Here is a 12,592-nt window from a genome sequence, read left to right on the forward strand (position 1 = left end):
GCGATGGCAAAGGGAATTATGTATATCGACGGCCAGCGCGTGCCCTTCGACGGGGAGAAAAACGTGCTTGCGGTCATCCGCAAGGCGGGCATTGACATGCCTACCTTCTGCTACTATTCGGAGCTTTCGGTCTACGGCGCGTGCCGCATGTGCGTGGTCGAGGACGAGCGCGGCAATATCGACGCATCCTGCTCGATGGAGCCGCGGGACGGCATGAAAATCCGCACCAACACGGCAAAGCTGCTCAAGCACCGCCGGATGATTCTGGAGCTGATGCTCTCCTCCCACTGCCGGGACTGCACCACCTGCGAAAAATCGGGTGACTGCCGCCTGCAGGAGCTAGCGCTGCGCTTCGGCGTGCGCCGCGTGCGGTTTGAGGACACCCGTCCCGAATACGAGACCGATGTTTCCTCCCCCGCCATCGTGCGCGACCCCAACAAGTGCATTCTGTGCGGCGACTGCATCCGCGTGTGCGAGGAAATGCAGGGCATGGGCATTCTGAACTTTGCCCACCGCGGCAGCGATTTGCAGGTCATGCCCGCGTTCGACCGCAAGCTGAGCGAGACCGACTGCGTCAGCTGCGGCCAGTGCGCCGCCGCCTGCCCGACCGGCGCGATTACCATCTTTAATGAAATCGGCCGTGCGTGGCGTGCGCTGCACAACCCCAAAAAGCGCGTCGTGTTCCAGATTGCGCCCGCCGTGCGCGTTGCGGTCGGCGAGGCCTTCGGCCTGTCGTCCTCGGTCAACGCGATTGACAAGCTGGTCGCCGCCCTCAAGATGATGGGCGCGGACGAGGTGTTTGACACCACCTTCGGCGCGGATTTGACCGTCATGGAGGAATCCGCCGAATTTGTAGAGCGTCTGCAGGCCGGCGGGCCGTTCCCGATGTTCACCTCCTGCTGTCCGGCATGGGTGAAATACGTGGAAAACAAGCGGCCGCACTATCTCAAGAACATTTCCACCTGCAAGTCGCCCATGCAAATGTTTGCCGCCGTGCTGCGCGACCAGTACGCCGAAAAGGACGCGGCGGACGAGCGTGAGACCTATCACATCGCCATCATGCCGTGCACGGCAAAGAAAATGGAGGCCGCGCGCGAGGAATTCATCCGCGACGGCAAGCCAGATGTCGATTTGGTGCTGACCACGCAGGAAATCATCAACATGATTAAGGAATCCGGCATCCGCTTTGACGAGCTTGACGGCGAAGCACCCGACCTGCCGTTCGGCATGGGTACGGGCGCGGCGACCATCTTCGGCACAACCGGCGGCGTGGCGGAAGCCGTGGTGCGCCGTGTGGTCGAGGATAAGTCCAAGAACACGCTGCAGGCGCTGCAGTTCTCCGAGCTGCGCGGCACCGACCCCATCCGCACAGTCACTGTGCCGCTCGGCGACCGCACGCTGCGCATCGCCATCGTGCACGGACTGGTGCACGCACAGAAGCTGCTTGACGATATTGAGGCGGGCAACGCCTATTACGATTTGGTCGAGGTCATGACCTGCAAGACCGGCTGCGTCGGCGGCGCGGGACAGCCCTACGGCCTGAGCCCGCTCAAGATGAAGCGCGCAGAGGGTCTGTACGAGGCCGACCGCAACGCGCTCATTAAAAGCTCGGAGCGCAATCCCTTCATCATCGAAATGTACGCAAACGAGCTGAAGGATCGCAGTCACGAGCTGCTGCATGTGCATTATCCGGCCAGCCACTGATTGAAACACACAAAAGGAGGGACGTCCAAACGGACGTCCCTCCTTTTCTATGTTTTCCTTTACCAGCCTGCGGGCAGTGTGTAGGTGTACCAGCCGTTATAGAAGCACAGGTAGGCCAGCCAGCACCCCAGCACCAGCGCGGCGATAAAGGCGACAATTAAGAAAACGAGCTGCCTTGTGGAAACATCTCCGCGTTTCTTTGTCATGCCGTTACGCCCCTTCCTCTCTCCGCATGCCGCAAAGCCCCTTCAGGTAAGCAATCGCCCGCTCCGCAGCTTGCTCGCCGCTCGGATACGGGAGGCATTCGACCGAAAGATAACCGTCATAGCCGGTGTCCTCCAGCGCCTGCAAAATGCTTCCGAAATCGAACTGTCCGCTTCCCGGATAGCGTCTGGAATTGTCGGCCAGATGGAAATAGCCGAGCCGCCCCTTGCAGCGCCGAATTGCCTCAACAGGATCGCACTCGTCAATGCCCATGTGGAAGGTATCCAGATGCGCATAGCAGTTTTCCAGTCCGTATTTCTCTAAAAAGGACATGATTTCATCGGCCGTCGTGAAGATATTGACCTCGTAACGGTTAATGACCTCAATGTTGAGCTTTACGTTCCGCTCACCGGCATAGGTATCGAGAATGCGCAGGTTTTTGGCAAGCCGGTCGAGGTATTTCTCGCGCTTGCCGCCCTTGGGAATGTTGCCCTTGACCCAGCCGATGACCACGTCCGCCTCTAATCGGTGAGCCATGTCGATATACTGGCGCATCCCGTCGAGCGTGGCCGACACAATGTACGGTTCGTCCGCGACCAGCGAGCACATGCCCTCGGTGTTCAGCCGTCCGGTGACGACCATAGCCACGTGAGCGCCCGTCCGCTCGCTTGCGCGGCGAATCGCGTCGTAATCCAGTTCCACGTCCTCACGGGTGTGCACCTCGATCGCCTGATAGCCGAGGCGGGCCGCCGTTTCCAAATTGTGCTCAATCGATCCCTGCAGCAGGATGGGAGCGGTAACGGGCGCTTCATCCGCCGAGGATACAGCAAATTTCCAGTTTTTCATAGCAGCCTCCAAAAATCCGCGTTATTTGGGAACAGGGCCTCCAGGCGGAGGCCCCGTTCGATGAGAGAAGAAGAGAGAGATGTGTATGGGTAAAATGAAAGAGTGGTATGTGGAATTAATCCTCGAAGGTCAGCATGACCTTGCGGGCGATTTCCTGGTTCTGCGCCATCTTCATGGCTTCGTCCAGATCTTCAAACTTGTAGTAGTGGGAAACCAGACCCTTAAAGTCGTACTTGTCCTTGATTTTGCTCATGAAGCGAATGGTACGCGGGAACCAGTTGGTCGTGCCGCCAGAGCCGGAAATGTGCAGGGTCTTCCAGATGGTCTTGCCGATTTCAACCGGCACCTTGCGGCCGATGGAGTGGCCGACAACGCCAACGCGGGCAGAGTGGCCGGCGATGTCAAACAGGGATGCGATGCCGATGTCGTTGCCCGAGCACTCGATGACAACGGACGGGCCGCGGCCGCCGGTCAGGCGCTTGAGCTCTGCTTCGAGCGCACCCGGCTCCTTGAACTGCGAGGGGTCAACCGCCAGTGTTGCGCCATACTTCATGGCGTTTTCGCGGCGGGATTCCACGGGATCGATCACGATAACGGTAGCGCCCGAGGTTGCTGCTACCATTGCGGCCGAGCAGCCGATCGGGCCGCCGCCGATGATTGCAACATCGTCGGATGCGTCCGGATCGCAGCCATTGCCCCAAACGCCCCAGTAAGCGACGTTGAAGTTCTCAACAAAGATGCCGATTTCGTCGGACCAGTCGTCCGGAATGACATGGGTGTAGGCCTCTTCCAGAATCATGTATTCGCCGAAACCGCCGGGCGAGTCGGGGCGGAAGCCAACTTCACGCATGTTCAGGCATGCGGAGGACATTTTGCCGTCCTTGCAGTTTGCGCATTCGTGGCAGGGCAGCACGCAGTCGCCAACGACCTTGTCGCCAACCTTGACGGAGGAAACGCCGGAGCCGATTTCAGCCGCGGTGCCGACCCATTCGTGGCCGGGGGTATAAGGGCCGAGGTCGTAACGGCCTTCTGCCGATTCACCCTCAAAGCACTCAACGTCAGACTTGCAGATGCCGCAGGCCTTCAGTTTGATGAGGATCTGGTTGGGCTTAAGCGGGGGCAGCTCGAGGTCTTCGATGCGCAGATCAAACGGACCGTGCATAAACGCTGCTTTGCACGTGTTAGGACGATTGTTCATATGTAACACTCCTTAATTTAATTTTAGGGCGGGGACGCGGGCGCGCCGCCGCGATTTTTTGTGAAATGGGGTTGGAAAATGCGGGGAATCTATGCGTTTCGTCGACGGCTCGGCCTCTTTCAGCGATAGCAGACTTGACATGCCCCACTAACTCTGTATTCTGTTTCCGGCCAGATACTGTCGGCGTGCTGCACGGGGATTCTGCGGCGGGATTTGAGAGAAGATAGAAGAGAGAATGCTCCCGCCGCAGGAAATGTATGTACATGTATCGTTGGGATACCGATACGCGGATTAATACTCCAGTGTGTAGATGTGGCGGCCGCCGGGTTCGTTCGGCCCCTTAATGACCGCTTCGATGTCCTCGCGCGAGCGCTGGGTCATCTTGTCGATCGGAGGCAGCGTGCCAGCCGGGTACTTCTCCAGAATGTCGGTGACGAGCTTGGTCAGGTAGTCGAGCGTCTTTTCTACGCCCTTTTCGGCCTTCTTGCCGTCTGCCTTGGTTGCATCGCCGATAACGCCTTCCGGCTGGCAGATGCATTCCATGCCGCAGGAACCGAATGCGTTATACCACTTGATCGGGCCTACGCCGTCCTCGGAAGAGGTGTTGATGTGGCCGGGGGGCAGCAGCGGCGCGGACTTGGTGATGATGGCGTCCTCCATGTGGATAAACTCCGGGAACAGCTCGAGGCACCAGGACTGCTCCACCTCATCGGCGTGCACGAACGGCGTCTCGTAGGGGCCGCCCTTGTCGATGGTGGTCATCTGCTCCTTGGCGCAGTTCCAGAAGTGGGTGTACAGCACGATGCCGGGCACCTGCCACTTCTTGCCGAAGGTGTGAATGGCGAGCGGAATGACGTAGTCCTGTCCGTGGCCGTTGACGATGATAATCTTGCGGAAGCCGGTGTTCCAGAAGCCGGCGAGCACGTAAGAGATGTAATCCGCCAGAATCTTTTCGGGAATCATGATGGTGCCCTTCTGGCCGAGATGGTGATAGGGATGCGAGCCGTACCAAATCGGCTGAGCAACCGTGCAGCCGGTGCGCTCGGCAACCAGTTCGCACAGGCGGGTATCCAGATAGGTGTCCTCACCGTAGGGAGCGGACGGGCCGTGGTTCTCGGTCGAGCCGACCGGGATGAGCAGCACGTCGTTCTTTTTCAGGCGCTCTTCCACCATTTTGGTGGTCATGTTCTGGTAGTAAATACCGTCCTGCGCTTCCATATGTCCGCCCTTTGCGGGCAGGTTCCAGTTCGACATAATGTTATTCCTCCTTGAATGGATTGATTTATCGGAAAATTTTATTTGGAGAGACGGGGATAAGCGGTGGATACCAGCACCTTGCCGGCGGTAATCTTCATACCCTCGGCGATGTCCTCTAGGTTGAAGCGGCCGGTGCACATTTTGCGCATATCGATGCGGCCGGAGGCCATCAGCGCGATTACATCGGGATAAATGCCCTGACCGGACTGTCCGTTCGAGCCGGAAATCGTCGCGGCGTTCCACTGCCAGTTGAAGATATCCACAGGCGTGATGCCTACGGTGTGGCCAATCTGCACGGTCTTGCCGCCGATGGCCAGTGCCTTGCCCATGACAGGATAAGTAAACTTGGTCGCGCCTGCGCACTCTGCGAAGAGCGAGATGCCCGCGCCGTCGGTCAGCTGCATCAGCATGTCCGCCTGCTCCTCGGGGCTCTTGAACGAGGTGGGGTCGAACACATAATCCGCGCCGCAGGCCTTGGCGAGCTCAACGCGCTCGGGTACGCTTTCAAAGGCAATCAGCTTGGCAGCGCCTGCCGTCTTGAGCAGCTGGATGGCCGCCAGTCCGATCGGGCCGCAGCCGAACACCGCTGCATGGCCGCCCGGGCGAAGTCCGCCGCCGCGAACAAACAGGCCGTTATAGGCAACGCCGGTCGGCTCAATCATCGCACCCAGCTCGAACGCGGTCATCTTGTCGCCGCCGTAGTAATCCATGATGGCGTTTAAGGGATAACAGTACTTGGCGTGCACTGCTGCATACTCTGCAAAGCCGCCGTCGTAAGTAAGGCCGGGTTCTTCCAGCTCCTTGCACTGGTTGAACATACCGCGGCGGCAGGCGTCGCACTCGCCGCACCAGTGCATGGACTCAACTGATACCAGATCGCCCACGCGCAGCTTCTTCACCTTGCTGCCGACCTCAACAATCTCGCCGGCGAACTCGTGACCTGTGATAATCGGGTATTTGGAGTGGCCGTCATACATCGAGTAGCCGTCCGCGTCCTTTTTCAGCAGGTGTGCGTCCGTGCCGCAAATGCCGGCGGCGCCTACGCGAATCATGACTTGCTCCTCACCGCAAACCGGCATCGGACGGTCGGTCACTGTACCGCGGATATCCTTCCAAATCTGGTTGCCGCGCAGCGCACGGCCGGTCTTTTTTTCACGCTCGGAGAGAACGTATCCCTCGCGCGGCACATGATCCGCTTCTACATAAAATGCTCTCATACTGTCATCCTCTTTTCACAAATGCTATAAATATCGTACTTTTCGGAGCGCTGCGCGCTTTGCACTCCGTCTTTGCTTTTGTGACTTCATTATATAAATTCGAGGGCATTTCCACTATATTTATCTTGTGCGACTTTCCCCATTTTGAGGGCATTTTCCGATGAATTTCATCGGCGCATTTCATTTTCTTGCGCATCTCTTTTGGAGCGTGTATTTTCCCGATAAAACAAAAGAAAAGCGCGCTTTCGCACGCTTTTCCTCGGTTTGTATGGTAAATCAGGCTGCAGCACTGGCTTTGGCCACTGCAAGGCGCTTTGCATTTGCTTCCATTCGGCTGCGCACCACGTCGACGAATACTGCGACGATGATGATCGCGCCGATGACAATCAACTGCAAGTCCGACGAAACGCCCATCAGGTTACAGCCGTTGCGGATGACGGTAATCATAAACGCACCGATCAGCGTGCCCCAGACGTTGCCTTTGCCGCCAAGGAACGATGCGCCGCCGATGATGCAGGACGCGATTGCATCAAGATCCCCCTCCTGTGAGGCGAGCGGCACCGCCGAATTGAGACGGCCGATATAAACAACACCAGCCAGTGCGCAGAAGAATCCGCTGAGTGAGTAGCAGATAACCTGTACGCGGTCGGTATTGATGCCGGCGAGCCGCGCGGCCTCCGCATTTCCGCCGAAGGAGTATATTTTACGACCGATCGGCGAGTTGGACAGAAAAACATGCATCAGAACAAACACAACCATCGTCAGGATAAATGACAGCGGGATACCGAACGGCTCAGCCGTTCCAATCACCAGTGTACCCTTGGGGAACCCTGCGATAGACGCGGAGCCCATAATGACAAGCGTAATGCCGCGGTACATATTCTTCGTGCCGAGGGTCGCGATAAACGGATGCGGCAGATGCAGCTTGGTCAGCAGCAGGCCGTTAAGCATGCCGGCCACCGTACCAACGACCAGGCAAATCACAATTAGAATTACAGCGTTAAACACAGTATCGGCAGTGAAAAATTTCTTCATCAGTACGGCGGTCACACCGGTTGAGATTGCCAGCAGCGAGCCTGCCGACAAATCAATGCCGCCAAGCAAAATGACGCATAACATACCGACCGACATCAATGCGACAATCGGCACCTGACGCAGCAAATTGAAGACATTAGTCGAGGAAAAAAAGTTTCCCTTCGTCGCAATGCCAAGACCGATGCAAATCAGCGCCAAGGCCAGCAGCGGGCCGAGCTTGCTGATCGCGTCCTTTAATTTGGGTGCTGTTTTTTGTTCTGTCATGACAACGTTCCTCCCCATGCGGCTTTCATAATATCTTCCTGATTAAAGTGCTCTGTGTCGCGGTCAATCTCGGCCATAATCGTGCCGTGACGCATGACGATGACACGATCGGACATGCCCAAAATTTCGGGCAGCTCGGATGAAACCATCAACACGCATTTCCCCTTGCGCACCAAATCGTTCATTACATGGTACACTTCGATTTTCGCGCCCACATCAATGCCGCGCGTCGGTTCGTCAAATATGTAGATATCCGCGTCGGTGTTGACCCATTTTCCTATGACCACCTTCTGCTGATTGCCGCCCGACAGCGAACCTACCGGCGTATCGAGTGTCGGCGTTTTAATCTTGTAGGTTGCAATGTTTTCTTCGCCAATACGACGGTGCTTACTTTGATCGAGCAGCAATCCCTTGCGATCACGGTCGATCGTGGCCAGATGCAGGTTGTTGAGCACCGAAGCCTCCAAAATCAAGCCCTCGCCCTTCCGATCCTCTGTCAGAAATGCCATCTTATTATGGATTGCATCGGCCGGACAGCAAATCCGCACCTTTTTGTCCTGAATATAAACCTCCCCGCCATCACGTGGATCTGCACCGAAAATTGCGCGCATGGTTTCGGTGCGTCCCGCACCAACCAGGCCGGAAAAGCCCAGCACCTGTCCCGCATAAGCCGAGAAGCTGATATCATTCAGCACGCCGACACTGTTCAGATGCTCCACGCGGAGCATTTCTTCTCCCTTAGGTGCAATTTCCTTCGGGAACAGATTTTCCAGACTGCGGCCTACCATATGAGAAATCAACAAATCCTTGGTCATTTCTTCGACCGGCGAAGTGGAAATCCATTTGCCGTCACGCATGACGGTTATATCATCGCAGCATTCAAAAATTTCCTCCAGCTTGTGCGATACAAAAACAATTGCAATCCCCTTTTCCTTGAGCATTTCTATGGTTTTAAACAACTGCTCAACCTCAGATTCGGAAAGGGAGGAAGTTGGTTCGTCCATAATAATCAGCCGTGCATCCGACAAGATCGACTTGCCAATCTCAATTGTTTGCTGAACGCCCAAACCCAGTTTGGAGCATTCGGTGTGCGGATCCACCGGCTGACCAAGCTCTTCCATGATTTCCGACGCACGCTTGTGCATGGCTTTATAATCGCACAGCGGTCCTTTTTTCATATAATAATTGAGGAATAGATTGTCCGTTACATTCAGCTCCTGAATGATGTTCAGTTCCTGATAGACACACCCTACGCCCGCGGCCTTGGATGCCATGGGATTGGACAGGTGCACCTGTTTTCCATCAATATAAATTTCACCCTTATCCGGCTGATTGACGCCGGTAAACACTTTGATGAGCGTGGATTTTCCCGCGCCGTTTTCTCCAATCAGGCCGTGCACCGTTCCTTTTCGTACTGTGAACGACATATCATCGAGTGCGACAACACCCGGAAAATACTTGGTGATATGCTTCAGTTCCATTATAACTTCATGCTTCATGCCCGTTATCACCGACCTTTTCTGTTTCTCGTGTATTTGAAAGATGGGATCGGACACATCGCCGATCCCATCCCGCCCGGTCTACTGTTTATTCACCGACCTTGCTCTTAATATCGGCTACAAAGTCTGCAGCCGTATCCTTGGTGACCACAATGGCGCCGGTGTCAATGCGGTTCTCAATCGTTTCGCCCTGCGCGGCCTTAACGGCTTCCTGCACGCCTACAACGCCCATGTTATAAGGATCCTGTGCAACCGTGCCCATATAAGTACCTTCCGCAGTACCCTCCGCAACCGGAATCGTACCGTCAAAGCCCATGACCTTGGTCTTGGCGCCGGCGGCATCTACCGCGCTCTGTGCGCCCTGTGCCATCGAATCAGCGGTGGTGCAAATAACATCAATATCACCGTACTTGGCCAGCAAATCCTGCGTGACGTTCAGCGCCTTTTCCGCCTGTGAATCAGCCGCCTGCACCTCCAGGATTTCAATGCCGCCCGCCTTCAGCGCTTCTTCCCAGCCTGCCTGACGCTCGTCATGGTTGGTGTCACCCAGACGGCCGCGCAGAATAACTGCCTTGGAGCCTGCCGGGAACTGCGAGCAAACATATTCGCCGCCGAGCTTTGCCGCCGGTGTGTTGCCCGTGCCGATGAACGTCAGCTTTTTCTCGAACACTGAGTCCGTATCCACGGCGAGAATCTTAATGCCTGCGTCATCCGCCTGCTACAAAACCGGCAGAACCGCATCCTGCGATGACGGCGCAACACAGATGGCATCCATCTTCTGACCCACCAGGTTCTGAATCATGTCTACCTGTCCCTGTACATCCGACTCGGAGTTGGGCGCAATGAACTTTAGCTCCACATTGCCCATTTTCTTTGCTTCCGCTTCAGCGCCGGCCTTCATCAGCACGTAAAACTGGTCCGACAGGCTTTTTACGACAAATCCTACTTTAACGGTTTCTCCCCCTGTGCTGCCGCCTTCAGCAGACTGTGCGCCGCCCTCTGCCGCCGTACCGCCCTCCGCCGCTGTACCGTCCGTGCTGCCGCCGCATGCGGTCAGCGAAAATACCATTGCACCTGTCAGCAACATTGCCAGTAGTCTCTTCCTCATGTTTCTTCCTCCTTAGATTTGTTGTTTTATATAAACCGTTATCGGTTCATATTCCATTCATCGGGGTCTGAAACCATTCACCTGGGATTCATATCACGGAAAACCTTGTAATACTGCGTGTTCTGATAAACCATACCATTTCTCTTTGAAAATCATTTCAAAAACATGTGACTATCATATCCACTATCCCTCTACTTTGCTATAGTTTTCTTGCGCATGTTTTTCACTTTTAACCGTGAAATATCGCCTTTTGAAATCAACGATTTCATATTCTTGCGTTTTTACCAAATTCAATGCCTTTTTCCAAGTAAATCTTTGTATTATTTGCATAATTTAAGTTCAACTTTTTTGTATTCTTTTTTTGCGTTCTTCGCTCGACGATACAAATTTCACTTTCTTGCGATTTATGCCTTTGAAATCGCTGCTTTGCACAGGCATTTTCCATATAACCTTAGTATTCTTGCGATTTTACCAGTTTCTGTTCGTTTTTTTGTGATTGACAAGCATTTTTTGTCATGATATAACGAGGTTACTCCATCACAATCTTGCGGATGCGCGGGAGCGATTGTGCAAAAATTATCAATATGACAAGGAAGGATCGGTACGATTATGATTCAATGTTTTGTTACCGGAGAACATCAGTCCAGCTTTGCCGAAGGATACACACCGCAGCTGATTTCAGCCAGCAAAATCGACTCCTATTATACAGACCATCCCCGTGTGCTGCACAAGCATAATGATATGCTGGAGCTGCTGTTTGTCCGCTCGGGCACGGGCGTCTATATTATTGATGAAACGCGTTATCCCATCAAGCAGGGCGACATCATTCTCTGCAACGCAGGTATGTTGCACGATGAGGATCCTTCCTGCAGCAAGGATTTGAACACGTACAGCATTGCCATTACCGACGTGCGTGTCAAGGGTCTGCCGGCCAACCACCTGATTGAGGAAGGCTACTCCCCTGTTTTTCCCGCCGGTGAATGTGCCGACATGATTGAATCGCTCATGTCGATGATTCACAGCCTGCTCGCCTGCAATCCCGAGGGCTCGCTGGAAACTTGCCATCATTTGACCATCGCGCTGCTGAGCAAGCTGCTGCTGGTCATCCGCAAATACTGCGACATGGCGGGCGACACGGTACACACGCGCACCGACATCATCGTGGCACAGGTCAAAAGCTACATTAATACCCACTTTGACGAACCGTTCACCCTGCAGGACATCTCGGAGGCCATCCGCATCAGTCCTTATCATCTGTCGCACGTGTTCAAGGCGCAGACCGGCTACTCGCCGATGCAGTACACGCTGCGCAGACGGCTCGGGGAAGCGCAAACATTGCTCATTACCACCAAAATGTCGATTACCGAAATCTCCGTCGCAGTCGGCGTGGGCAATCCGTGCCATTTTAACACCATGTTCTCCAAGAACATCGGCATGACGCCGAGCAAATACCGCGAATCCTACGTGGAAAAGGCCGGCCGCAATCTTCTGGAATCGAGGAATCTGGTATGACCCCCTCTCTTGCTGTTTACATATTCATTATTATCTCGTGTGCCTTTGTCGTCAAAGGACTGGCAGGCTTCGGCGATCCGCTGATTTCCAACCCCATGCTCGCCATGCGGCTGGATAATAAGGACATCACCCCCGCCCTGTTGCCGGTTTCGCTGATCTTAAACGCCTTCATCGTGCTGAAAAACCGCGCGGCGTTCTCGCTCCGCTCGGTCGCACCGATTGCGGTGTGGGTGCTGCTCGGCATCATTCCGGGCACAATGCTGCTCAAGCTTGGCGCACCGTGGATTCTCAAGGTCGTGCTTGGCCTGCTCATCATCGGTCTGGGCGTTGAGATGCTCACGCGCGACCGCGCCAAGGACATGAAGGCCAATCCCGCAGTGCAGGCGATTATGAGCTTTCTGTCCGGTGTGACGGCCGGCCTGTTCGGCATCAACCTGCTGTTTCTGATTTATCTGGAGCGCACCTCCAAGGGTCGGTCAGAATTTCGCGCCAATGTGTGCTTTGTTTTCTTTCTGGAAAATCTGTTCCGCACCTTTGTTTACCTTTATAACGGCATTTTTACGGCGTTTACCCTGCAAATCACCGCCATCACCGTTCCGGCCGCATTCCTCGGCATGTGGATTGGTTCACAGATTGACAAGCGCATCGATGAAACACGCATCCGCAAGCTGATTATCTATGTATTTATCCTCGGCGGCCTGAGCACGCTCATCAAAGCGCTGCTGCTGCAGGCGTAAGGAAAGGAAAC

General features: G+C 55.1%; 10 protein-coding genes and 1 pseudogene. 3 read left to right on the forward strand and 8 right to left on the reverse strand.

Annotation, left to right across the window (positions count from 1 at the left end; translation table 11 throughout):
- Positions 1–3: 3 nt before the first annotated feature.
- Complete coding sequence (locus QOX26_RS07080; RefSeq protein WP_283674272.1) at positions 4–1,704, forward strand: [FeFe] hydrogenase, group A; 1,701 nt, start codon at positions 4–6, stop codon at positions 1,702–1,704.
- A gap of 59 nt (positions 1,705–1,763) precedes the next feature.
- Here the strand turns inward: QOX26_RS07080 and QOX26_RS07085 are convergent, their stop codons facing one another.
- The 8 genes and pseudogenes from QOX26_RS07085 to QOX26_RS07120 all read right to left on the reverse strand — a co-directional run bounded on the left by QOX26_RS07085 (position 1,764) and on the right by QOX26_RS07120 (position 10,332).
- Positions 1,764–1,910, reverse strand: coding sequence for a hypothetical protein (locus QOX26_RS07085; protein ID WP_283674273.1), 147 nt, complete (start codon positions 1,908–1,910; stop codon positions 1,764–1,766).
- Positions 1,911–1,914: 4 nt separating this feature from the next.
- Positions 1,915–2,754 carry a sugar phosphate isomerase/epimerase family protein gene (locus QOX26_RS07090; protein ID WP_283674274.1) on the reverse strand — a complete coding sequence of 280 codons (840 nt, stop codon included), beginning with the start codon at positions 2,752–2,754 and terminating at the stop codon, positions 1,915–1,917.
- 115 nt (positions 2,755–2,869) lie between these two features.
- Positions 2,870–3,952: a zinc-dependent alcohol dehydrogenase gene (locus QOX26_RS07095; protein ID WP_283674275.1), complete on the reverse strand. Its 1,083-nt coding sequence runs from the start codon at positions 3,950–3,952 to the stop codon at positions 2,870–2,872.
- 291 nt (positions 3,953–4,243) lie between these two features.
- Positions 4,244–5,206 (reverse strand): 3-dehydro-scyllo-inosose hydrolase, encoded by a 963-nt coding sequence (iolN, locus tag QOX26_RS07100; protein ID WP_283674276.1) that lies wholly within the window; start codon positions 5,204–5,206, stop codon positions 4,244–4,246.
- A 41-nt stretch (positions 5,207–5,247) separates the two neighbouring features.
- A complete protein-coding gene (iolM, locus tag QOX26_RS07105) occupies positions 5,248–6,426 on the reverse strand; it encodes a scyllo-inosose 3-dehydrogenase (protein WP_283674277.1) in 1,179 nt (392 codons plus the stop codon).
- A 276-nt stretch (positions 6,427–6,702) separates the two neighbouring features.
- Entirely contained in the window at positions 6,703–7,725 is a 1,023-nt protein-coding gene (locus QOX26_RS07110; protein ID WP_283674278.1) for an ABC transporter permease, read from the reverse strand.
- A complete protein-coding gene (locus QOX26_RS07115; protein ID WP_283674279.1) occupies positions 7,722–9,206 on the reverse strand; it encodes a sugar ABC transporter ATP-binding protein in 1,485 nt (494 codons plus the stop codon). Before QOX26_RS07115 ends, QOX26_RS07110 begins: the two co-directional genes overlap by 4 nt.
- Positions 9,207–9,312: 106 nt before the next feature.
- Positions 9,313–10,332, reverse strand: a pseudogene (locus QOX26_RS07120) (sugar ABC transporter substrate-binding protein).
- 609 nt (positions 10,333–10,941) lie between these two features.
- Between QOX26_RS07120 and QOX26_RS07125 the strand changes: the two are divergent.
- Together QOX26_RS07125 and QOX26_RS07130 are read left to right on the forward strand one after the other, a co-directional pair.
- A complete protein-coding gene (locus QOX26_RS07125) occupies positions 10,942–11,844 on the forward strand; it encodes a helix-turn-helix domain-containing protein (protein ID WP_283674280.1) in 903 nt (300 codons plus the stop codon).
- Positions 11,841–12,581, forward strand: a complete 741-nt coding sequence (locus QOX26_RS07130; RefSeq protein WP_283674281.1) for a sulfite exporter TauE/SafE family protein — start codon at positions 11,841–11,843, stop codon at positions 12,579–12,581. Before QOX26_RS07125 ends, QOX26_RS07130 begins: the two co-directional genes overlap by 4 nt.
- The last annotated feature ends 11 nt before the right edge of the window (positions 12,582–12,592 follow it).

This window comes from Butyricicoccus sp. Marseille-Q5471 (genome assembly GCF_951230135.1).
In the GTDB taxonomy this organism is placed as follows: domain Bacteria; phylum Bacillota; class Clostridia; order Oscillospirales; family Butyricicoccaceae; genus Agathobaculum.